Annotated in this window: 17 protein-coding genes; 2 read left to right on the top strand and 15 right to left on the bottom strand. The window is 55.0% G+C overall.

Translation table 11 applies throughout. The features are described from left to right. Positions 1-45: 45 nt before the first annotated feature. Positions 46-882 carry a cyclase family protein gene (locus ACR0AY_RS14040; protein ID WP_170513099.1) on the bottom strand — a complete coding sequence of 279 codons (837 nt, stop codon included), beginning with the start codon at positions 880-882 and terminating at the stop codon, positions 46-48. Between the two features lie 217 nt (positions 883-1,099). On the opposite strand from ACR0AY_RS14040, the gene ACR0AY_RS14035 reads away from it, so the two are divergent. Then, the gene (locus ACR0AY_RS14035) at positions 1,100-1,846 is read left to right on the top strand and encodes an IclR family transcriptional regulator (RefSeq protein ID WP_170513096.1); all 747 of its coding nucleotides are present in this window, start codon (positions 1,100-1,102) and stop codon (positions 1,844-1,846) included. A gap of 986 nt (positions 1,847-2,832) precedes the next feature. Here ACR0AY_RS14035 and ACR0AY_RS14030 read toward each other — a convergent pair. The 14 genes from ACR0AY_RS14030 to ugpB all read right to left on the bottom strand — a co-directional run bounded on the left by ACR0AY_RS14030 (position 2,833) and on the right by ugpB (position 21,328). After that, positions 2,833-5,493 (bottom strand): nitrate reductase, encoded by a 2,661-nt coding sequence (locus ACR0AY_RS14030; protein ID WP_170513092.1) that lies wholly within the window; start codon positions 5,491-5,493, stop codon positions 2,833-2,835. After that, positions 5,493-5,825, bottom strand: a complete 333-nt coding sequence (nirD, locus tag ACR0AY_RS14025; RefSeq protein WP_170513090.1) for a nitrite reductase small subunit NirD — start codon at positions 5,823-5,825, stop codon at positions 5,493-5,495. The genes ACR0AY_RS14030 and nirD overlap by 1 nt, the downstream gene beginning before the upstream one ends. Continuing rightward, complete coding sequence (gene nirB, locus ACR0AY_RS14020) at positions 5,822-8,257, bottom strand: nitrite reductase large subunit NirB (RefSeq protein WP_170513088.1); 2,436 nt, start codon at positions 8,255-8,257, stop codon at positions 5,822-5,824. Before nirB ends, nirD begins: the two co-directional genes overlap by 4 nt. Positions 8,258-8,261: 4 nt before the next feature. After that, positions 8,262-9,941, bottom strand: a complete 1,680-nt coding sequence (locus ACR0AY_RS14015) for an ABC transporter ATP-binding protein (protein WP_170513085.1) — start codon at positions 9,939-9,941, stop codon at positions 8,262-8,264. 5 nt (positions 9,942-9,946) lie between these two features. Further along, positions 9,947-11,029, bottom strand: coding sequence for an ABC transporter permease (locus ACR0AY_RS14010; protein WP_170424685.1), 1,083 nt, complete (start codon positions 11,027-11,029; stop codon positions 9,947-9,949). Positions 11,030-11,102: 73 nt separating this feature from the next. Then, complete coding sequence (locus ACR0AY_RS14005) at positions 11,103-12,467, bottom strand: CmpA/NrtA family ABC transporter substrate-binding protein (protein WP_170513082.1); 1,365 nt, start codon at positions 12,465-12,467, stop codon at positions 11,103-11,105. A 270-nt stretch (positions 12,468-12,737) separates the two neighbouring features. After that, positions 12,738-13,907, bottom strand: a complete 1,170-nt coding sequence (locus ACR0AY_RS14000; protein WP_170392817.1) for an ABC transporter substrate-binding protein — start codon at positions 13,905-13,907, stop codon at positions 12,738-12,740. Further along, on the bottom strand, positions 13,904-14,488 hold the full coding sequence (locus ACR0AY_RS13995; RefSeq protein WP_170513598.1) for an ANTAR domain-containing protein: 585 nt from the start codon (positions 14,486-14,488) through the stop codon (positions 13,904-13,906). The genes ACR0AY_RS14000 and ACR0AY_RS13995 overlap by 4 nt, the downstream gene beginning before the upstream one ends. Before the next feature lie 908 nt (positions 14,489-15,396). After that, positions 15,397-15,870: a LysR substrate-binding domain-containing protein gene (locus ACR0AY_RS13990; RefSeq protein ID WP_480454303.1), complete on the bottom strand. Its 474-nt coding sequence runs from the start codon at positions 15,868-15,870 to the stop codon at positions 15,397-15,399. 341 nt (positions 15,871-16,211) lie between these two features. After that, positions 16,212-17,159, bottom strand: coding sequence for a glycerophosphodiester phosphodiesterase family protein (locus ACR0AY_RS13985; RefSeq protein ID WP_480454301.1), 948 nt, complete (start codon positions 17,157-17,159; stop codon positions 16,212-16,214). Beyond that, complete coding sequence (ugpC, locus tag ACR0AY_RS13980; RefSeq protein ID WP_170636329.1) at positions 17,159-18,214, bottom strand: sn-glycerol-3-phosphate ABC transporter ATP-binding protein UgpC; 1,056 nt, start codon at positions 18,212-18,214, stop codon at positions 17,159-17,161. The genes ACR0AY_RS13985 and ugpC overlap by 1 nt, the downstream gene beginning before the upstream one ends. A 3-nt stretch (positions 18,215-18,217) precedes the next feature. Then, positions 18,218-19,054 (bottom strand): sn-glycerol-3-phosphate ABC transporter permease UgpE, encoded by an 837-nt coding sequence (ugpE, locus tag ACR0AY_RS13975; protein WP_170392936.1) that lies wholly within the window; start codon positions 19,052-19,054, stop codon positions 18,218-18,220. Positions 19,055-19,074: 20 nt separating this feature from the next. Then, entirely contained in the window at positions 19,075-19,956 is an 882-nt protein-coding gene (gene ugpA, locus ACR0AY_RS13970; protein ID WP_170513075.1) for a sn-glycerol-3-phosphate ABC transporter permease UgpA, read from the bottom strand. Positions 19,957-20,017: 61 nt separating this feature from the next. Further along, positions 20,018-21,328: a sn-glycerol-3-phosphate ABC transporter substrate-binding protein UgpB gene (ugpB, locus tag ACR0AY_RS13965; RefSeq protein WP_170513071.1), complete on the bottom strand. Its 1,311-nt coding sequence runs from the start codon at positions 21,326-21,328 to the stop codon at positions 20,018-20,020. 181 nt (positions 21,329-21,509) lie between these two features. Between ugpB and ACR0AY_RS13960 the strand changes: the two genes are divergently transcribed. Further along, positions 21,510-22,424 (top strand): LysR substrate-binding domain-containing protein, encoded by a 915-nt coding sequence (locus ACR0AY_RS13960; protein WP_170513068.1) that lies wholly within the window; start codon positions 21,510-21,512, stop codon positions 22,422-22,424. The last annotated feature ends 225 nt before the right edge of the window (positions 22,425-22,649 follow it).

The raw sequence follows: 22,649 nt of genomic DNA, 5'->3' as shown, positions 1-22,649 counted from the left end.
TTGCAATGGCGGCCGCCGGCGAACCGGCGACCGGTCCGTGAGTGTTCAGAAATCTTTGCCAGCCTCGATGCGGTAGGATTGGTTCTTATCGATCATCGCCACCAGTCGGATAATGCAGCCATCGCCGCGGTCCCAATTCCACGGAAAGAACGCGAAGGTACACCGCTTGCCGGTCACCGCATCCAGATCCCCACCAACATTTTCGATGCCGAGAATGCCTTTGGAAAACAGCATATTGTGAACCGGTTCCCACTCAGGGAAATCAACCTCCCATGGCGTGCCGCCTGACCACTCAAGATACTCTTTTTCGAGGTGTGGCATGATCGGACCGTTTCGCTGCGGACCGATGGCAGTTGCCAGCGGGTGATCGTTCGCCTGGGTATCGTGGCCAACGACTTTCACACCTTTCTCGATCATCCACTCGGCAGCAGAAGGAACGAGACCAGGGCAATAAGCAAAATAGTCACCGTCTTCGTACTGCTTATGCCAACCGGTGTTGATGATCAGAACGTCGCCCTTGCGGATTGAGTGCCCGCAAGCCTTCTCCAGATCATCTCCCGTGATTTGCTCCCACTTATTCTTGGGAACCGAGACTACCAATCCCGAACCGAAGAAATGCGGCAGCGGCACCTCGTCGATGAACGGCGTTCCCTGAACAACATGGGCCGGTGCATCAATATGAGTGGTAACGTGCATCGTCGTCGTAATCGTCTGAGACAACACCCCTGACTTGGCCATGTAGTGCTTTCGGTCGATCTGGACGTCCTTGAAATACGGCCAGTTGGGGCACTGAAACCCGTATCTGTGGCTCAGGTTATAAAACTCAAGCCCCATGTCGTTGTCGGTGTTTGCCTGAAACTCAATGCCACGGATTTCGACCATTGGGCACATCTCCTTTGTTCGCCGACAACGCGGCGGTGTTCGCTTTTCAATTGTCTGGGTGGCCTCCCCACCTGTCCCGTATGATGATGCATACGCACCGCATTATGGTCAACATAAAAACTCACTATACGGTTGACTTGCACCGCATTGTGATACAACACTAAAAAATCGCTAGGTATCCAGAGCTACGATACCAAGGCAGGATAAGGTAGGTTAAATGTCTGAAAAAGCGGATAAAGGTGGCATTCAGGTTATTTCCAGAGCGGCCTCGATTTTGCGTGTTCTGAAAGAAAACCAATCCGGAATGAGCTTGGGAAAAATCGCCGAGCGTGTTGACCTGCCCCGCTCTACGGTACAGAGAATCACAAGCGCTCTTGCCGAGGAAAACCTTGTCATAGCGGATGCAAATGGGGGTGGTTTGAGGCTCGGTCCCGAACTAAGCGCTCTCGCGGGCGCGGCGCAGTACAGCATCGTCGAACACTGCCGTCTGCTTTTGACGGAACTGACCCAAAAGACCGGGGAAACCACAGACCTAGCCGTCATGCGCGGTATCGGCATGGTTTTCTTAGATCAGGTCCCAGGCGTCTATCGATTGACGACCGTTTCGCAAGTAGGCGAGGTTTTTCCGCTGACCACCACTGCAAATGGGAAAGCTTGTCTCGCTCAACTCGATGAAGGAGATGCGACAAAGCTTATTCAGAACGAATGGGAACGGAACGGTATCCAAAGGAATTTGGATGAGTTCCTTTCCGAACTGAATACAGTCCGCGAACAGGGCCTTGCCTATGATTTGGACGAACATTCTGCTGGTGTATCGGCTATCGGGTTTTCTTTTGTCGACTGGGTGGGAGACCTGCACGCGATCTCAATTCCAGTACCAACGACGCGATTTGCACGGCAAAGAGCAACCATCGAACAAGCGCTAATTGAGACGTCCACAAACATTCAACAAACTTTCCAGTGAGCAAAATAAGCTGATTTGGGACAGGTTGAAGTCGATGAACTACCTTTTCTAACAGTCCGTACTTCTGTCGGGGAAAGTCCAAACATTCCGCCTACCGGATGGCTGATAGTTCAACATGGCCGCCAAGATTGATATCCGCCTCGAATTGCGATTTTCACAACCATTAGGTGTTTGCTGGCGTCATACCCAACCACGATCGTCATTGAAGCGGTTTTATGTGAAACGATCTTTGGTTGGGTTATGGCCGTTCTGTGGAACAAGTGCGAAAGGCTGCCTCGGCGGACAAAACCGACATTTGCTTTATCTGGCTGAATGACCCCTTAAATCCCCGCCGCGGACATTCAAATTTCGGTAGATTGTGCGAATATGAATGCTCCGTCCGCTTCGACGGTTTAAACGTTAGCCGCGCACACCATTAGCGTCGCGCTTGCCGCGTTGATGGCCAGCGCAGTGTTATACAGCGTGGCCGGTCGTAGCAGCGACTTCTCATCCACATCATGAGGCAGTGCAGAAAGCGGGTCGATGAAAAAGAGCAGCGCATCAAGGCGCCTTAAGCGATCATCGCACCGATTTGCGCGTCACCTCCGAGAAGACCATTTTTCAAACAGGTGATCTATGACCCGACTTCGGTAGCGATACGCCTCCCGGTCGTGCCGATGCCGGACAATTCCATTACGGCCACCGTAGGTTTTCGTATGCGTCTCAGGGGCATTCTAGCAGACCTAGAAAACTCTTGGATCGGCCCTAAGCAGTCATCTGAAAACAGTCTTCGATGCTGCGCAGCGGCGCGCCAAAGAAGATATTCGCGGTCAACGCGAAATTCGAACACCGGGGAGGTCTTGAGCGTAGAGCGACGCCATCCTCGGACTGAACCGCCAGAACCGTCAACCAAGCTTAACCAGATATGTGGTGTCGAGCGAAGGGATCCCGCGTGTTCTTTAAAAGCCAACCTAAGCACACCGCTGTAATACTCGAGAACCGCGATTCTACCCCAGTAGTTCTTGCAGGGAATTCTTCGTTTTGTCGTGACTCAATTTCGAATGCTCGGCGATTAAATCAGCCAACTCTGGCCGACATGAACCGCAGTTCGTTCCCGCATTAAGGGCGCCTCCGATATCGTCCACATTGATCAAACACTTGTCGTGAATGGTGCGGATAAGGGTTTTTAGCCCGACCTCGAAACACGAACAAACGATTGGGCCGCAGTCCTCAGAATCAACAGATGAATGGCCAGACAGAATCTGCTGAGGCGTTACCTCAGGCAAAGTTGCCAAATAGTCTCGCATCAGGGTGATAGGTCGGCGCGAGACGAAGAGCACTGCCAGAATGCGCTGACCGTCTGACAGCGCAATTCTATAAGAGCCGCGTTTGGGATCTTCTACTGAAGTCGCCGTTGCATCCGGTAAACTAAACCAAACGCGAGCGGTCTTTTCCCAGTCTTCAATAATCTGGTTCCCTGCCAACTCCATCCTGTAGCCGTTGGTTGTTCTGGCTGTCGCCGAATACTCTGCTTCAGGGAACGCTGCATCGGCTGAAACGGCGAAACCGTACCATGCTGCTCTCATACGTCGAACAGATACCGCTGTTGATTTGCTTTCCGGCTGACCAGAAATCGGGTCAGTTACACTAGGAATTATCTCGTTTACACGGGCCGACGGTGCCGTTTCTCCGGTCCAATGAATGGGCGCAAACACATTGCCACGCGCAATAGATTCCGTAATGCGAAGCCGAAATATGCCGCTTCCGACTGAACTACTAACTTCGACCAAATCGGCAGGACCAAGCCCCAGTTGATCAACGTCCTTTGGGTTCATTTCCAAATAGGGCTCGGCAAGGTGGGCCGATAAACGAGGCGACAATCCGGATCGGGTCATGGTGTGCCACTGATCCCGATTTCTCCCTGTGTTCAACAGGAAAGGGTAGCGTTCTGATGGCTCTGCCTTGGGCGTTCGATGGGTGACCGGCACAAACCGCGCCTTGCCATCAGGATGAAAAAACTGCCCGTCTCCGAAGAAACGACCGTCAGTTTTCCGCGATGCCGTGGGCCATCGTGTCGGGCACATCGCATCATAATCTTCGTCGTTGATGTCCGAAAAGCCAGCAATCTCAAAGTCTTTGCCAAATGAGACGGCAAGCGAGGACATGTTCGCATATTCCCTAAAAATCTGCGCTGCAGACTCATAGCTGAAGGCCTCGGCCCAACCCATGCGGCGGCCAACCTCTGCCAAGATATCCCAATCCGCACGTGCCTGTCCCGGAGGGGTCAGAACGGCGCGTTGCCTGCTGATCATGCGGTCGGAATTGGTTACTGTGCCGCTTTTTTCGCCCCATCCTGCTGCTGGAAGCAATACGTCTGCGAGACGCGCGGTGTCTGTTTGGGCAGTCAGGTCGCTTACGACGGTGAATGGGCAGTTTTTGATCGCCGCATTGACTCGATCGGCGTCCGGCATCGTGGCCGCTGGATTGGTGTGGATGATCCAAAGTGCTTTGATCTGTCCATCTTTAACGGCGCGAAACATGTCGACAGCTTTGAGCCCCTGCTTTTCTGGCAGGATGGGCGCTTTCCAAAAGTCCCGGACGGCTGCTCTGTGGGCCTCGTTTTCGATATCTAGGTGACACGCAAGCATGTTGGCCAGACCGCCGACCTCTCTACCACCCATGGCGTTTGGTTGACCGGTAACCGAGAACGGGCCCATCCCTGCGCGTCCGATGCGTCCCGTAGCCAGATGGCAGTTCAGGATCGCGTTGACTTTGTCTGTTCCGCTGGAGGATTGGTTTACGCCTTGACTGAAAATCGTAACAACCCGCTCGGTTCCAATCCACAGATCGCAAAACGCTTCGATTTCACCTGGGGTAAGTCCGGTCTCATCCGGATCATCAAGCTGTGCGAGTTCGAGGGCTTCAGTGTACCCTACGCTGCGATCCAGAAAATCCGGTGCCACATGCCCCGATTGGTGAATTCTGGTCAGCAGACGATTGAACAGCGCCACGTCGCTGCCGGGTTGCAACGCCAGGTGAAGATCTGCTTGATCGCAGCTTGCTGTTCGACGTGGATCGACAACCACAATCTTCGTACCGCGCGCCTGACGCGCAGCTATGACGCGTTGATAGAGAACGGGATGACACCATGCGAGGTTTGAGCCAACCAAGACAACCATATCAGCCTCATCCAGATCCTCATAAGTCCCGGGCACGGTATCTGTGCCAAAGGCGCGTTTGTGTCCGGCCACAGTTGACGCCATACACAGTCGAGAATTGGTGTCGATGTTGGCCGACCCCATAAAACCCTTCATCAGCTTGTTGGCGACGTAATAATCCTCTGTCAGCAACTGCCCCGAGACGTAAAATGCCACGCTGTCCGGTCCATGGTTCTTGATTGCGGCAGAAAACCGATCTGCGACCAGTTGCAGCGCGTTGTCCCAGCTTGTGTCTCGGCCGAAGGCGCGAGGAGCCAGCAACCGATGTTCCAGCCCAACTGTTTCCCCCAAAGCCAATCCTTTCGAGCACAAACGCCCAAAATTCGCTGGATGATCCGGATCGCCGCGAACGGTCAAGCCTCCGGCCCCATCGGGCCGCAGAAGCACACCGCAGCCGACCCCGCAATAGGCGCAAGTCGAGCGAACTTCAGGCAGACCACTTCCGTCCATCAGGCGGCGCTCCGCCGGGTAACTGCGCTGTCGTCTAACAGGATACGGTCGTCAACAATGCGCACGGGATAGATGGTGATGCGGCCATCATCTGCGCCTTGCGCCTCGCCCGTATTCAGGTCAAATACCCAATTGTGCAAAGGACAGGTCACCGACTGTCCGTGCACGATACCCTCAGACAAAGGACCGCCCTTGTGCGGACAGCTGTTGGTCGCGGCATAGACCTCCACCTCGGCAGTACGGAAGACAGCGATGCAGCCGATATGCGTCTTGACCAGACGCGCCCCACGCAAGGGAACCTCGTCGATATGTCCGATGTCGATCCAGCTCATTCTGCGGCCTCCAGTGTGAAATCTGCAATTGGCGCGTAGGTTTGCGCTTTCTCTTTGACGTGTTCGGCCCACGGGTCTTTGCGGTAGATGTTTTGCGACAGTTCAAACCGCGCGACGAGGGCCGCGCGATTTTCAAGGTCGTCCACGACCTGCACCTTGACCCAGTCCATGCCCACCTTACCCAGCCATTTATATAAACGGTCCAGATACTTGCCGCCTTCGCGATAGGCTTGCGTGACGGCCATCACGATCTCGACCGCTTCTTCTTCGGTGGGAATCTGACAGAGTAGCTCGGTCTCTTTGACATCCATCCCTGCGGCCCCGCCGATGCTGATCTGATAGCCAGATTCGACGCAGACCACGCCGATGTCCTTGCAGGTCGCCTCGGCACAGTTTCGAGGGCAGCCAGATACGGCCAGCTTCAGCTTGTGCGGCGTCCACGACCCCCACAGGCTTCTTTCAAGCTTTATGCCAAGCCCGGTGCTGTCCTGAGTACCAAACCGGCAATGATCGGTGCCGACGCAGGTTTTGACCGTGCGCAGACCTTTGGAATAGGCGTGGCCAGAGACCAGCCCGGCTTTGTTCAGGTCTGACCACATGGCGGGCAGATCTTCGCCTTTGACGCCCAGCAGATCGATCCGCTGACCGCCCGTGACCTTGACGGTGGGAACATCGTATTTATCCGCCGCATCTGCAATGGCGCGCAGTTCGTCGGGCGTGGTGATCCCACCCCACATACGCGGTACAACGCTGAACGTGCCATCCTTCTGGATGTTGGCGTGTTTGCGTTCATTGACGAAACGGCTTTGTGGGTCGTCTTGGTATTCCAGCGGCCAGTCGGCCAGCAGGTAGTAGTTGATCGCGGGCCGACAGACATGGCAGCCATTGGGCGTCGTCCAACCCAGTTCCTGCCAGACGGCAGCCTGACTTTTTAACTCCTGCCCTTTGATCAGGCGTCGCACATCCTCATGAGTCAGGTCGGTGCATCCGCAGACCGGCTGCGCGGCAGGCATCTGGAACGCGTCGCCCAGAGTGACCTGCAACACTTGCTCAACCAATCCTGTGCAAGTTCCGCAGGATGCACTAGCCTTGGTGGTCGTGCGCACCGCGCCCAGATCACCCGCCCCCGCATTGATCGCCTCGACGATGTCGCCTTTGCATACGCCGTTGCAGCCGCAAATCTCCGCCTCATGCGGCAATGCTGCAACGGCTGAGAGAGGGTCCGCAGTGTCGCCCCCCTGATATGCGGGTCCGAAGATCAGCGTCTCGCGCATTTCTTCTACGCTGGTGCCGTCTTTGATGAGGCCAAAGAACCAGCTGCCATCAGTAGTGTCACCATACATGACCGCGCCGACCAGCCGATTCTCTTCAATCACAAGCCGTTTGTAGACCCCGCGCGAGGGGGCGCGGAACACGATATCCTCGCGCCCCGGCCCATCCGCAAAATCCCCTGCACTGAACAGATCGCAGCCGGTGACCTTCAACTTGGTCGAGAGGGTTTTCTGAGCAAACGCAACCTCTTCACCCAACAAAGCCTGCGCAGCCACTTTTGCCTGATCGTAAAGCGGCGCGACAAGACCGAAGACCGCCCCGTCATGTTCGACACATTCACCTACCGCAAAGACATCCGAATCCGAAGTCCGCATCTGGTCATCCACATGGATACCGCGCCCGGTGGCCAGCCCAGCCTCTTGCGCCAGAGCTGTGTTGGGGCGGATACCCACGGCCATTACAAGCAGATCACAGGGCAATTCGGTCCCGTCGTCCAGAAGCAGCGCGCGGACCTTTCCGTCTTGTCCGAGGATTTCTTTAGAGTCCGCCTGCAGGCAAATCCTGATGCCTTTGTCTTCTAGCGATTTCTTCAGCAGGTAGCCTGCGGCCTCGTCCAGCTGTCGCTCCATCAGGTGGCCCATGATATGCACCACTGTCACGTCAACGCCATGGGCAGCCATACCCGCGGCGGCCTCGAGCCCCAGCAAGCCGCCGCCGATCACGACCACCTTGTTGTCAGGGCCCATGCCTATCATCTGCTCGGTGTCTTCCAGATCGCGGTAGGCAATCACGCCCTCCAGATCATGCCCTGGCAGAGGGATCATGAACGGGTTAGATCCGGTCGCAATCACCAGCTTGTCATAGGGAACGTGGCCGTTCTGACCTTCGACCACCTTCATCTCGCGGTCGATCTTCGCGACCTTTTCACCAAAGCGGCAGGCAATGCCCCGCGCGGCATACCACGCGTCGTCATGGGTGACGATCTCTTCATAGGTTTTCTCGCCCGACAGCACTGGGCTGAGCATGATGCGGTTGTAGTTCCCGCGCGGCTCGGCATTGAACAGGGTGATTTCGAACGTATCCGGCGCGGCTTCGGTCAGGTGTTCCAACACCCGGCCTGAGGCCATACCCGCGCCTATGACAACAAGTCTTTGCTTCATGATTTCACTCCGCTGCAATCGCCTTGGGGGCGGGTGTTTTTGGCTTGGCGCCATGTTCATATTCTTCGAGGAAATCGAGGACTTCCTGCCGGTAAGCATAGTAATCCGGGTGCTCCAGCAGCGCTTTGCGCGTGCGCGGACGCGGCAGCTCAACCTTGGTGATCTTGCCGATCGTTGCCTGCGGACCGTTGGTCATCATCACCACGCGATCGGCCAGTAAGATCGCCTCATCCACGTCGTGGGTAACGCAGATCGCAGTGACCTTGGTGCGGGACCAGACCTCCATCAGGACTTCCTGTAATTCCCATCGGGTCAGGCTGTCGAGCATCCCAAAGGGCTCGTCCAGCAACAGCAGCTTGGGGGACAGGGCAAAGGCGCGGGCGATGCCGACGCGTTGCTTCATGCCGTTCGACAAGTCGGAGGCGGATTTGTCCATAGCATCGGCCAGTCCGACCCGTTCCAGATAGTATTCGACCACATCCTGACGCTCGGCCCTGCTGGCCTTTGGATAGACCTTGTCCACCCCAATCGCGACGTTCTCCTTGGCGGTTAACCATGGGAACAGGTTGGGGGATTGGAACACCACCGCGCGTTCGGGATCGGCCCCTTCGACGTGACGGCCATCCAGCTTGATCGCGCCTTTCGAGATGTCATTGAGCCCAGCCGCCATAGTAAGAACCGTGGACTTGCCACAGCCTGAGTGGCCAATCAGCGAGATGAACTCGCCCTTATCGATCTTCAGGTCGAAATCCTCGACCACGGTCAACGGGCCTTTGGGAGTCGGATAAACCTTGTGCAGTTGCGAGAAGTCGAGGAAGCGGTTCTCGATCAGCCCCTTTTGCGCCTCGGCCACCGCCGTTGGAACACCGTGGATTGGGGTGACATCCGGGAGGATACGCGAGCCTTCGACCTTGGCCTCGATCCCCACATCCATCAGGTATTTGGTGACGTCCGCGCGCAGGCGTTTGAATGTCTCGTCATTGTTCATCGCAGCGCGTTCGCGCGGACGCGGGATCGAGACACGGAATTCCTGCCCCAGCGTGCCATCCGGGTTCAGGGCAATGATACGGTCGGCCAGAATGATCGCCTCATCAACGTCATTGGTGATGAGGACACAAGTTTTCTTGTCGGCTTCCCAGATATGTTCGATCTCATCGGCCAGATTGGCGCGGGTCAGCGCGTCGAGCGCCGACAGAGGCTCATCCAGCAACAAAACCTCGGGGTTCATCGACAAGGCACGCGCCACGTTGACCCGCTGGCGCATCCCACCCGACAGCTCTGCCGGGCGGCGGGTCGCGGCGTGACTGAGGCCGACCATCTTGACGTAATGCGCGACTTTTTCGGCCTTCTCGGTCTTGCTGAGACCCGGAAAGACCGTATCCACCGCCAACCCCACATTGCCACTGACCGTCAGCCAGGGCATCAGCGAGTAGTTCTGGAAGATCACGCCACGCTCAGGGCCCGGCCCTTTGATCGGAGTGCCTTTGAAGGTGACCTCTCCGCCGGTTGGGGTGTCCAGCCCGGCCATTAGATTGATAAGGGTGGTTTTGCCGGTGCCGGAAAAACCGAGGATCACCAGAAACTCACCCTCTTGCACGTCCAGATTGATGCTTTTCAGCACATCCGTGCGCGCGGTACCTTCACCGAAGGATTTCGAGGCGTTCTTGAAGCTCAGAATGCTCATCGCGATCACCGGTTGTTCGTGAAGGTAAACAGGGATTGCAGCGCGTACATCACCCGGTCCAGCAGGAAGCCGATGATACCGATGGTGAAGACTGCAACCATGATCTTGGCGAGTGAGCTGGACGAGCCGTTCTGGAACTCATCCCAGACGAATTTGCCCAGACCGGGGTTCTGCGCCAGCATTTCCGCCGCGATCAAAACCATCCAGCCGACACCCAGCGACAGGCGCAGGCCGGTGAAGATCAGCGGCAGGGCCGAGGGCAGCACCAGTTTGGTGATCTTGGTATAGGTGTTCATTTTCAGGACTTTGGAGACATTCACCAGGTCCTTGTCGATGGAGGCTACACCCAAAGATGTATTGATCAACGTGGGCCATAGCGAACACAGGGTCACGGTGATGGCCGAGATCAGGAAGGATTTCGCGAACCAGCCGTCATTGGTGACGTAAACGGCCGAGACGATCATGGTGACGATCGGCAACCAGGCCAGAGGCGAGACCGGTTTGAATATCTGGATTAGCGGGTTTAGGGCTGCATTTGCAGTCGGAGACAGGCCGGCCGCGATACCAAGTGGGACCGCGATGACGGTGGCGATCAGAAACCCAAAAAACACTGTTTTGATCGAAGTCCAGATTTGCTGGTAATAGGTCGGAGCACCCGTGAAGGCGACCTCTTTCACTTTCTCCGGCTGGCCAGCGTCAATGAATTTCTGATTGCGCTTCTCGACCATGGCCTCGAACTTCGCGCGTTTGGCCGCTTTGGCCTTGGCATCCTGGTTCAGGCTGACCATCTCTTCCCAAACCTGCGCCGGCCCCGGAACCGCGCCTAGAGAGGTCTGCACCTTGGGGGCCAGCGTTCCCCACAGCAACAAGAAGGCGCAGATCGACAACAGAGGCACGATCAGCAACCGCCATATCTCGGTCATCTGAGCGCGGGGATTGTCCCCGGCGGCGGCTTTCAGGACCGGGGTCGCCCAGCTGAGACCCAGAACCTGGAACCATTTGTCGGCTGCATTGATGCGGGTGAAAAGGCGGGCGCGACGTTCCTCTCGGGCGGCGTCTGCGTTGAATTCGGGATCGACCGTTGTCATCTGATGTGTCCTTGCGATGGCGGGGCACTTTGGGGGCTGCGCCCGGCGCGGGCCGGGCGCAGGATTAGGGGAATTAGCCTTGCACGTCCGAGCCGATGATCTTCTGCTCGCCCTTCAGGCCTATGGACAGGCTTTCGAGATAGGCGTTGGGTGTGCGTCCGTCGTAAGCGATGCCGTCAATGATATCCTCGGCCGGGGTCGGCGCTTTGTAACCATCGCTGTCCCAGGGGAAGTCGGCTTCATTCGCCAGACCTTCGTCGACCAGCAAGCGGGCGGCTTCCAAATAGATCTCGGGTTTGTAGACGGACTTGGCGACCTCGTCATACCAGCTGTCGGGCTTGGACTCGGCAATCTGCCCCCAGCGGCGCATCTGCGTCAGATACCAAACGGCGTCCGAGTAGAACGGATAGGTCGCGTTGTAGCGGAAAAACACGTTGAAATCGGGGACTTCACGCTTGTCGCCCTTCTCATACTCAAACGTGCCGGTCATCGAGTTGGCGATAACCTCATAATCCGCGCCCACATATTCAGCCCGGCTCAGAATCTCGACTGCTTCAGGGCGGTTGGCATTTTCGTTCTCGTCCAGCCACATCGCCGCGCGTATCAGGGCCTTGGTCACGGCCAGAGTGGTGTTGGGGTACTGTTCTGCGAACTCGGCATTGAGACCAAAGACCTTTTCGGGGTTGTTCTTCCACAGCTCGTAGTCGGTAATAACCGGTACGCCGATACCCTTGAACACAGCCTGCTGATTCCACGGCTCGCCCACGCAATAGCCATAGATCGTGCCGGCCTCCAACGTGGCAGGCATCTGCGGTGGAGGGGTCACCGACAGGAACACATCCGCACCAATCTGACCGGTCACGTTTTCAGGGCTGTAGTAACCCGGATGCAGACCACCGGCGGCCAGCCAATAGCGCAGCTCGTAGTTATGGGTCGAAACCGGGAAGACCATGCCCATGTTAAATGGCTTGCCTTCTGATTTGTACTTCTCGACGACCGGGGCCAGAGCCTCGGCGCTGATCGGATGCTGGGGACGGCCGTCGTCCATCACCGGGATGTTCGGCTTCATCTCTTCCCAAATCTCGTTGGAGACGGTGATGCCGTTGCCGTTCAGGTCCATCGAAAATGGCGTGATGATATGGGCTTCGGTCCCATACCCGATGGTTGCGGCCAATGGTTGTCCAGCCAGCATATGTGCGCCGTCAAGCTGTCCGTCAATCACGCCATCCAACAGCACCTTCCAGTTTGCTTGTGCTTCCAGCGTCACGAACAGGCCTTCGTCCAGAAAGTACCCATTCTCATAGGCGACAGCCAGCGGCGCCATGTCGGTCAGTTTGATAAAGCCAAAGGTCAGCTCGTCTCTTTCCAGTTCCAATTCGGCCAGTGCTGGAGACACAAGCGCCGTCGTCGCGGCGAGGCCTAAAAGAAGCTTTTTCATCTCGATCCCTTTCGGTTCAGCCCAACCCCATGGGCAAACAAAAAAGCCGCCGACACAGTCCGCCGGGAGGAGGTGGCGGATGGTCGAGCGGCTTTGCTCTTCTAAGGTGCCCTGGATTGTGGGCGAATTCCGTCGGTGGGCGTCGTTGCCTTCCGATGTCCCGATTAAGTCAGACGCGCAGTGCGACGTCATCATTTTTTGACATCTTCACTTCGAGAATTCTGCAGCGCAGCAAAAAGAGATGCTGCGCTGCAAAAATTTTGTGCAATCTTACCCTGCGGGCTCGAAAATGCGCCGGTCGAAGAAGACGTTCCGAGACAGAATCAGGCTGCCATTGGCCGAGGCAACTGCCGTCGACTCAGACAAAGCTCCTTCAAGTTTCTCGGATGCGCCGGGTGTCTCCACACCAAGCCCTTGCAACTCGCGACGATAGAGATCACTTCGAAAGACTTTAGCTGCTTGTCGTTCCGCTGTCCCGACGTCCAGCCCGTTTCTTAGCGCCAATTGATGCGCAACCCATTTGGCCTGACTACGCCACGGGAAGGTGGCAGCACCGTCAAAAAACTCGACAAACCCTTCCACACTGCGTTGCTCGCCGCGTGCAGATATGGCGAACTCACCCATTAACGCTCGGTCAATCAGCTCGGGTGAGACATTGAGGTAGGTTTTGCGTGACAGCATCTCGGACGCGGTTGTTCGGCTGTCAGTGTTTGACAGCCAGCGTCCCGCACGCCATACGGTCCGCATGAGACTTCCCAGCAAATGCGGTTCCGTCTCGGCCCAGTCGTTTCTGACTGCCAACACCTTTTCAGGTGCACAAGTCCAGATCGCCTTTCCGGGCAACAGCAGTGCGCCAACACTGTCGTCCACTGCGAAGGAGCCCCAAGGCTCGCCCACGCAAAAGGCATCGATCTCGCCTCCCGCAAGCGCCTGCGCCATGAGTGGCGGCGGGACGGTGCGGATTTCGACCTGTTTTGAGGCCAGTTTGGTTCCCGCAATCCAATAGCGCAGTAGCTCGACATGCATTGAAAATGGGAAAGGCACGCCAAACACCAAGACTTCATCGGCAGCTTTTGCCAGTGCAGCCCCAGCCACAGCGGCATCGGTGAAATCAAAACCATAGCCCTGGTCGATCAGTCGCTCGGCCAATTGCGTTCCAACACCTATAACATTGCCGTTCAAAGACAGGACAGATACCGCAGATAGCGGTGTCGCGATTCCACCAAGACCCAAAGCCATCGCAACGGGGACAGGCGATAGTAGATGCGCCGCGTCCACATGCCCAAAGGCCAGCATATCGCGCAATGAGGACCACGATGGCGCCGGACGCAGGTCCAGCGAGATGCCTTCAGCATGGTCGAACCCCATTTCGCGCGCAACGATCAACGGGGCCGCGTCGACAAGCGGCATATACGCGACGGGCAGTGTTACGGTTCTCATGACAACAACCCCGAAGCAGTGACCAAGGCTTCGGCCACCTCGGCGACGCGGCGGTTTTGGTTCATCGCGGTTTTTCGGAGTAGCGCATAGGCTTCATCTTCCGAAATGCCCTTGGCTTTCATCAGCAAACCTTTTGCGCGGTCGATCACTTTACGCTCTTCAAGCGCACGGCGGGTTTCTGCAAGTTCAGTCCGCATCTGGCGCAACACCTGAAACCGAGCGATGGCGGTATCGATAACAGGTTTAATTCGCTCAGCTTGCAATCCATCGACAACATAGGCCGATACACCGGCCTCAACAGCAGCTTTTGCCAATCCGCCTGCGGCGCCTGAGACGAACATAGCCACGGGTCGCTCCAATGGGCCCGAAGCAACGGTAAGTTCTTCCAACATATCTCGAGAGGGGTTGTCGATATCAATCAGGACAATATCTGGGCTATGAGTAGCAATTTTCCTTGCCAGCCCGGAGACATTGCCGATTACAGAAACGTCTACGTCTCCGGCCTCTTTAAGAGCATCTACAATCGCAAAGGCTCGTTCTTGGTTCTGCTCGACTACAACGACAGTTAGATGTTGGTTCATAGGGTCACAAGTGAGGCCAAGGCGCATTGGTAGCAATTCCAGCGCCATTTAATGCTTCATCAGGCTGCCGTTCGCCCAATTTTTCAGCTTGATTTCACACTTAGCGGAATAGCTGCACAGTTTTTCTACATGCCATCAAAGAAATCCGTGATAGCACATCGCATCATTTTTTGGTTTTTCAGTTGCGCTACCAGTTTGCTTGAGGCACCAGATTCCACTTCCATTTGCAGATCAAAACCGAAGGTCCGCTTTGACAACTAATACAATGTGTTCCCGCGCCTGCAGCAAATGACCGCTTTCCGCCGATTCTTTAGAAAAGCAACGTGTTCTGGAGCAGAAGTAACGGCACAGCCAACTCAGCCGCACTTGTTTTTGGGGCTAGTAGGATTTGGACAAGCCAAACGCCTCTGGCGATCAGGGGTAAGACGCTGCCTTCCCCCTCGGGCAACCCTATTAGACAAATCCGTGTCTTCGGCTGCGCTTGCGGGCCGCACCACTATTGTCGAATAACATTGCGTCGCCCCCAAGCGCGTTCGCCACGTGGCAGAGCAGCAGGAACAGGCGCCTCCGGCGTCTGATCTGCAAATCAGCCCTGGTTTTCTCGAAAGGAAGTCAGGATCAACTAAATCGGTCTGGGTTCTGGATGAAGGAAGCGACGCGAAAATGGCAAGGCTCTGTCGCTGCTGGCAGAACTATGTGTCGCCTTACAACAAGGAAATGTGGAACTTCACTGATCGTGGACTCAGTCGACAACCAAAACCTCAACAAAGCGGTCGATCACGTCATTCAATTCTGACCCAAACGTCACGCATTTCTGACCCAATACGAGTAACCGCCATTCAACGACGCTGCTGTTAGTGTCTCAAAAGAGTACAGTTTACCGTCCATCTTTCCGAATAGAATAACCGCTACTCCCGCTTTGAGGTTCCCGAAACCCAGAACTCGTTTCGCCTAGACCTGACCCGCTTGGACATAAAATCGACGAAGAGCCGGACACGCGTGGTGTTTCTAAGATCACGATGCAGCAATAGCCAAATGTTTCGGTACGGTATCGGCTTTTGGAAGGGCGCACGGATCAGATCGGGATGGCGGTCGCCAAGATTGCACGCAAGATAGGCCATGCCAAGACCGGACGCCGCCAATGTGATCAAAGGCACAAGTTCTGAAACACGATGCTTGAGCCGGGCTTTCGGATGGTAACTGTCTTTGATCCATTTGGCCGTAATGGCCTCTTCTGGCTCATGCCAACCGATGAAATGCAACCCCTCGCCGCCATTGTCGCAGATCCGTTTGGCGTAGTCTCGCGTGCAATAGGCTGCTTGAGACATCTGGACCAACTTTCGCCCGACCACATCGTCCGTCCCCACAAGAGGTTTTCGCATTGAATGAACCCCAAGACGGCTTCATCGAGTCGCGCGACGGACATTCAACCTTGATTGAACACTAGTGCCTTGACGTTTGAACGTTCGCAGCAAGAATCCAGTCTTTCTTGCCATCTATCGGACAACCTTTCGGCATGATCCAACGTCCCGTGTCACGCGACGTGATTAGAAGGACCTTAAGGCGGTCCCCGAACAATTGCAGAGGCAACGCTGCATTTATTTAGTACGCTGAACCACTATTCTTTTCGCCTAGCTGGCCAGATTAAAGCGGTGATGTGATTTATCCTTTTCGATTATGACAGGAAGAAACAAAAAAGCGTCAGGCTCTTGCGACTCAGAACTCACTTGTTTCTGACGCGCCACCTCATACACAAATCCGATAAATGCCTTTGAACCCGCCCAGGATAATCAGATACAATTGCATCCACGCGCAGGTCGATCATTCTGCCTATTTCTTCGTGCGAATTGACCGTCCACACGGCAACACATAGGCCCAGTTCTTTTGCGCGCGCCACATTTTCAGCCGTTACATCCGTGTAGTATGGGCACCAAAGCGAACCGCCAGCTTGCTTGACCAAATTTGGAATTTCATCACGACGACCACGAAAGTCAGGGCAAACCGCTTTCGAGGAATCCTCACCAACATCCGCGGCGTTTTCCGGAAGCTGCGTCAGGTAGGAAGACGGCATGTCAGGAGCCTGCCGCTGACACTCCTCCAACAGGTTCCAATCAAAACTGTGGAGCACCGCGCGCGAAGACAATCCTTTGTCACGTACTTCTTGAAGAACCCGACCGACAAATTTCTTCCTATAAAGCGCATCGTGAGCCAATTCCGGATCCGACTTCAGTTCGAGCATCAAATAGGCATCGCCGTATTTTGGATCATCAACCAAATCCAGCAAATCCTGCAACTTTGGAACACGGATGCCATCCAGTTGAGCCTGGTCCGGAAACCGTTGGCCATAAGCCGAATGACCATCCAACCGCCCGATGTCAAATTGCTGGATTTGCTCGAACGTCAATGACGAGACCTTCGGCTCTTCTCCGGTCAGAAACAGGCCATTTGCGTCACGAAAGCTGGGAGCGTGCAGCCGATGGTTGTGGGTTATGACCGGTACGTCATCGGCCGTCAGGACAACATCAAACTCAAGCAGCGGGACGCCGATAGAGAGCAAAAAGTCAAAGCCAATCATACTGTTTTCGGGCAGCACACCCCGCGCACCTCGATGTCCCACAACCCGGATCAGGTTTTTGCCACCACGAAAGGCTTCAACCTGTGGAAAGACCATCAGCCTTCCAACCTCTTGCCGGATGAATGGTCAAACAGATGCATGTGCTCTGAGGCAACTGAGAACCGCATGCTCGGATGCCGGCCTTCGATTGGGTGGACACCCGGAAGACTTATCGTAATCGCGTCGCCTGCATCCGTGAGCTGGCCATGCAATAAGGTGTTTGCGCCTAGCGGTTCTGCCATCTGAATAGCGGCTTCCAACGGACCATTGTCGTCCAGAAACAGATGCTCTGGTCGGATTCCAAGCTTTAGTGGGGTATCAGGCCCCGTGGATGGGCCAATCTCTAAGCCCCCTATCTTAACCGTTCCGTTTTCACGCTGAGCATTAAAGATATTCATTGCAGGGCTACCAATAAACTGAGCCGCGAAAAGGGTTCCTGGTGTTTCATATACCTCCAATGGCGTCCCAATCTGCTCAGCGATGCCTCCGTTCATCACGATCATCCTGTCTGCCATCGTCATCGCTTCGACCTGATCGTGAGTCACGTAAAGCGATGTAATTCCTAGCTTTTCCTGAAGCTCGCGGATTTCTAAACGCATCTGAACACGCAGCTTGGCATCAAGATTTGAGAGTGGTTCATCAAACAGGAAAACCGCCGGCTCGCGAACAATTGCCCGCCCCATTGCCACCCTTTGGCGTTGACCGCCTGAAAGCTGCCGGGGTTTGCGGTCCAACAAAGCTTCCAGCTGCAACAGTTTGGCGGCCTCGGTCACCTTCTGGTCAATCTGGTTCTTTGGAAGCCCCGCGATTTTCAGCCCATAACCCATGTTTTGGCGCACCGACATATGTGGGTAGAGCGCATAATTCTGGAACACCATCGCGATATCGCGATCCATCGGCTCTTTGTCGTTGGCTCGTTCTTCTCCAATCCGGATTTCACCGGACGTTACGGTTTCAAGGCCCGCAACCATTCGCAAAAGCGTGGATTTTCCGCAGCCCGAAGGGCCAACAATCACGATGAATTCACCGTCCGCAATATCTATGTCGATGCCATGGATAACATCCGTCGGGCCAAAGCTCTTTTTGACATTCTCTAAGTTTACTGTTGCCATTTCTTACTTCTCGCTATCGACAAGGCCGCGGACAAAGAGCTTTTGCATCGACACCACTACGATGACCGGCGGGATCATTGCCAAAATCGAAGTGGCCATGATGACCGGCCATTCCGCCACGTCGTCGCCGGATGGGAACATCTGTTTGATACCCATCACGATGGTGTTCATTTCAGGATCGGTAGTAATGAGCAGCGGCCAGAGATATTGATTCCACCCGTAGATAAAAAGGATCACGAACAGCGCCGCGATATTCGTTCGGCTCATGGGGACCACGATATCAATGAAAAACCGCATCGGGCGGGCACCATCGACGCGTGCAGCTTCGGCCAGTTCATCCGGGATCGTCAGAAAGAACTGCCGGAACAGGAACGTTGCCGTGGCCGAGGCGATTAAGGGGAAGATCAGCCCATAGTAGCTGTTGAGCATGCCGAACCCGGCGACAACTTCGAACGTCGGCACAATACGAACCTCGACCGGAAGCATCAGCGTTAGGAAGATCAGCCAAAAGAACGTCGTTCGCCCGGGAAAACGGAAATAGACGATCGCAAAAGCTGACAGCAGCGAAATTATGATCTTGCCCACTGCGATTCCGATGGCCATCACGAGACTGTTGAACAACATTGTGGCGACCGGGACGTTCACGCCGGAAAACAGCGCGGCCTTATAGTTTTCCCAGAATTGATCGCCGGGAAGAATGGGCATGGGCGGCGACACGATTTCCGGCTGGGTCACAGTCGATGCTACGAACGCCAGCCAGATCGGGAAAAAGATGATTAAGACGCCAAGGATCATCATGGCATGGGTCAACCAGATCCCCATGCCACGTTTTTCGACCATTCCGTGTTGTTGGGCTGCCATCAGTAGTGCACCCTTTTTTCCACGTATTTGAATTGGATGACGGTCAGCAGACCAACGACAATAAGCAGGATGACGGACTGAGCGGAGGACGAACCGAGATCTTGTCCAACGAACCCATCCGAGAAGACTTTGTAGACTAGAATGGTCGTCGCCTGCTGTGGGCCACCGCCAGTGATCGTGTGGATGACGCCAAAGGTCTCAAAGAATGCGTAGACAACATTCACCACCAACAGGAAGAACGCGGTTGGTGACAAAAGCGGCAGCACGATTGTGAAGAACCGGCGCCAGAAGCGCGCGCCGTCAATTGCCGCAGCCTCGATCACCGATCTTGGGACCGACTGCAGCGCTGCGAAGAAGAACAAGAAGTTATAGCTGATACGCCCCCAGGCTGAGGCTACAACCACCAGGCCCATGGCCTCGGTGCCGTTCAGAACGTGGTTCCAGTCATAACCAAGCTGGCCGAGGTACCACGACACGACACCAACACGCGTGTTGAACATGAACAGCCACAGCACGCCTGCAACAGCGGGGGCAACGGCGTAGGGCCAGATCAGCAGCGTCCGGTAAACACCCGATCCTTTGATCAGGCGGTCCGCTATGACCGCCAGAAACAACGCCGGGATCATTGAACACAGAGTGACGAGCGTCGAAAATACCGCCGTCGTCACGAAAGAAGCGCGGTAAAATTTATCGCTCAGCAGGAATTCAAAGTTGCCGAACCCCACGAATTGGGACGACAGCCCAAAGGGATCAGGTATGAACAAAGACTGCCAAACCGCCTGACCGGCCGGATAGAAAAAGAAAACGGCGGAGATAATGACCTGAGGGGCGATCAGAGCCAATGGCAGAAGCCAGCCGCGAAAGGTGACGCGTTTTTCCATCCCGATAAACCACCGAATAGAGAAGATGCGGGCCCGAAACAGGCCCGCATCGAATTAGGACTTATTGATTGGCAGACTCGAACCGGCGCAGCAGGGCATCGCCGCGTTCTTTCGCACTGTCCATTGCTTCCTGAGCGGTCTTTTCACCGGACCAGACGGCCTCGAGCTCTTCGTCGATGATACCGCGGATCTGGTCAAACGACCCCAGACGCAGACCCTTCGAATTCGCAGTCGGCTCTTTGGCGGTCATCTGTATGACAGCAATGTCAGTACCTGGGTTTTCTTCATAGAAACCAGCATTTCGGGTCGCGACGCCAGCTTCGGCGGTGATTGGAAGATACCCTGTGTTCTGATGCCAGTTCGCCTGAACGTCCGAAGATGACAGGAAGCTCAGGAATTCACCGACACCTTTGTATTCTTCAGGATCGTGACCCTCCATCACCCAAAGCGAAGCGCCACCAATAATGGTATTTTGCGGCTCGCTTACGGCCGCCTCCCAATAGGGCAATGGGCGCACGTCGAATTCGAACTCAGCCTCAGAGCTAATGCCGGCATAACCTGCCGAACTTTCGGTGAATAGTGCGCATTCACCTGCCCGGAAGTTCGCGCCACCTTCATTTCTGCGGCCGGTATAGATGAATTTACCATCTTTGGCCCAGTCACCCATCGCGGTCAGGTGCGCCACCTGCGTCGGTCCATTCAACATCAGTTCGGTATCAAGACCGGCAAATCCATTGTCCTTCGATGCGAATGGGACGTCGTGATAGGCCGAAAGGTTCTCAAGGTGGATCCAGCTTTGCCAAGCAGTGACCAGCGGACAGTCTTCACCCCCAGCCTTAAGCTGGTCAAGAACGTCACCAACCTTTTCCCAGGTCGACAAATCCGTGTCAGGGTCAACACCCGCCGCTTCCATAGCATCGCGATTGACCCAGAGAACGGGTGTGGACGAGTTGAAGGGCAGCGACAGCATGTCCCCGTCAGTGGTCGTATAGTAGCCTTTGACGGCACCAATGTAGGCATCAGGATCGAATGATGCACCGCTTTCAGCCATCACTTCATACACTGGTTTGATAGCCCCTTCGGCCGACATCATCGTTGCCGTGCCTACTTCGAAAACCATCAGGATATGTGGTTGTTCACCTGCTCGGAAAGCAGCAATACCCGCATTCAAGGTTTCCGAATAGTTGCCTTTATGGCTTTCTACTACAGTGAACTCATCTTGGCTGGCATTGAACTCTTCAACCTGAGCCTTCACAAGATCGCCTAGTCGACCGGTGAAGGCATGCCAGAACTGAATTTCGGTTTGCGCCATAGCCGCCACCGGCGACAGAGCAGTTGTTAAGGCGAGAGCGCCTAGAAAATTCTTTTTCATGATTCCTCCCATGCATCAGGGGTTGATGCTTCGTTGAATACCGACCGCAACGCGTAATCAGCACACATGACGATTTCACGACGTTAACGTTACAATTTTATAATTCAAGCATTTAATTTTTGAGAAAAACATAACATTACATTATAAACCAACTAGGGAAACAACGAACCAGGTTCAAAATATGAGTCAAACTTTGCGGATCCGGCAATTGGAAGCGCTCATGGCCGTTTCCATCAATGGGTCGGTCACTGCTGCAGCTACGGATCTTGGGATAAGTCAGCCTGCAGTCAGCAGACTGCTTTCTGATCTGGAAAAATCACTTGGCTTTCAGCTTTTTGATCGTCGCGAAGGTCGCTTGGTGCCCTCGCAGGAGATACGATATCTGCAACCCAGCGTAGAGCGCGTTCTGGAATTGATGAAGCAAATCTCGGATGTCAGTCAGGACATAACGCAACGCAAAGCGGGTCACATCCGCGTCGCTTGCTTACCGGGATTCGCCACAAGTCATCTTCCCGATGTCGTCGCCAAGTTTTTGCAGGATCGGCCCGGCGTCACCCTGACGATTGAACCAGACAGACCGGAACGGATTCTCGAGTGGATGATAGGTGAGCAGTATGATTTCGGGATCACGGACAGTTTTAACGGTCACCCGGCCGTTGAAAGCAGAAACATCAATGTCCGCACAGTTTGCGTGTTTCCCACCGGGCATGAATTGGAAAGCCTCTCCGAGGTGACACCAGCGGATATTACAACGGCTAAAATTATCCATACACGACGCGACAGCGACTTTTTTGGGCGGCTTTCCAAAGCGTTTCATAGCGCCAACGTAGAGTTGAATTCCCACATCGAAGTCAGGCAGTTCACCGCAGCTTGTGAGTTGGCACTAAAAGGTGTCGGAGTTTCCGTGGTAAGCGAGTTGGACGCCGTCCAGTATTCAACGCGTGGATTGAGCTATAGGCCGTTCAAGCCATTGCTTCCACATACACTATCGCTTGTGCGCCCAATATTGAAACAACCGTCACTAGTGACACTCGAATTCATCGAACAGTTCCGAGAGAGCCTAGCCCCGTTCAAGGTAGATAAACTCCATCACTAATTGTATTCGGAGTTTGACGAGTGGGACTTCGGCTTCAGCTACATCGCAGAGAACGCTGACCAAAAACGCGCCTAGGCGACCGCTAAGCAAATATTTTTTGCTTTTTGGGATCGTGGCGGCGACGGATCGATCGGGTTACCTGAAACCTCTTGAAGCTCTAGCTGCTAGAGGCTTTAAGACTCAAATTTGATCGCAAAAATGCGATGCAAATACATTCAACTTGTG

Source organism: Ruegeria sp. A5, assembly GCF_056543005.1.
The sequence above is the reverse complement of the archived record's forward strand: the minus strand, read 5'-3'. Positions and strand labels throughout refer to the sequence as shown.

Bases quoted from the DNA above. Each gene is read 5' to 3' on its own strand.
- ugpA (WP_170513075.1), bottom strand. From the start codon at position 19,956: ATGGAAAAACGCGTCACCTTTCGCGGCTGGCTTCTGCCATTGGCTCTG.
- ugpC (WP_170636329.1), bottom strand. From the start codon at position 18,214: ATGGCAACAGTAAACTTAGAGAATGTCAAAAAGAGCTTTGGCCCGACG.
- ACR0AY_RS14030 (WP_170513092.1), bottom strand. From the start codon at position 5,493: ATGGACGGAAGTGGTCTGCCTGAAGTTCGCTCGACTTGCGCCTATTGC.
- ACR0AY_RS14040 (WP_170513099.1), bottom strand. From the start codon at position 882: ATGGTCGAAATCCGTGGCATTGAGTTTCAGGCAAACACCGACAACGAC.
- nirD (WP_170513090.1), bottom strand. From the start codon at position 5,825: ATGAGCTGGATCGACATCGGACATATCGACGAGGTTCCCTTGCGTGGG.
- ACR0AY_RS14010 (WP_170424685.1), bottom strand. From the start codon at position 11,029: ATGACAACGGTCGATCCCGAATTCAACGCAGACGCCGCCCGAGAGGAA.
- ACR0AY_RS14035 (WP_170513096.1), top strand. From the start codon at position 1,100: ATGTCTGAAAAAGCGGATAAAGGTGGCATTCAGGTTATTTCCAGAGCG.
- ACR0AY_RS13960 (WP_170513068.1), top strand. From the start codon at position 21,510: ATGAGTCAAACTTTGCGGATCCGGCAATTGGAAGCGCTCATGGCCGTT.
- ACR0AY_RS14015 (WP_170513085.1), bottom strand. From the start codon at position 9,941: ATGAGCATTCTGAGCTTCAAGAACGCCTCGAAATCCTTCGGTGAAGGT.
- ACR0AY_RS13990 (WP_480454303.1), bottom strand. From the start codon at position 15,870: ATGCGAAAACCTCTTGTGGGGACGGACGATGTGGTCGGGCGAAAGTTG.
- ACR0AY_RS13985 (WP_480454301.1), bottom strand. From the start codon at position 17,159: ATGGTCTTTCCACAGGTTGAAGCCTTTCGTGGTGGCAAAAACCTGATC.
- ACR0AY_RS14000 (WP_170392817.1), bottom strand. From the start codon at position 13,907: ATGAGAACCGTAACACTGCCCGTCGCGTATATGCCGCTTGTCGACGCG.
- ugpE (WP_170392936.1), bottom strand. From the start codon at position 19,054: ATGGTCGAAAAACGTGGCATGGGGATCTGGTTGACCCATGCCATGATG.
- nirB (WP_170513088.1), bottom strand. From the start codon at position 8,257: ATGAAGCAAAGACTTGTTGTCATAGGCGCGGGTATGGCCTCAGGCCGG.
- ugpB (WP_170513071.1), bottom strand. From the start codon at position 21,328: ATGAAAAAGAATTTTCTAGGCGCTCTCGCCTTAACAACTGCTCTGTCG.
- ACR0AY_RS14005 (WP_170513082.1), bottom strand. From the start codon at position 12,467: ATGAAAAAGCTTCTTTTAGGCCTCGCCGCGACGACGGCGCTTGTGTCT.
- ACR0AY_RS13995 (WP_170513598.1), bottom strand. From the start codon at position 14,488: ATGAACCAACATCTAACTGTCGTTGTAGTCGAGCAGAACCAAGAACGA.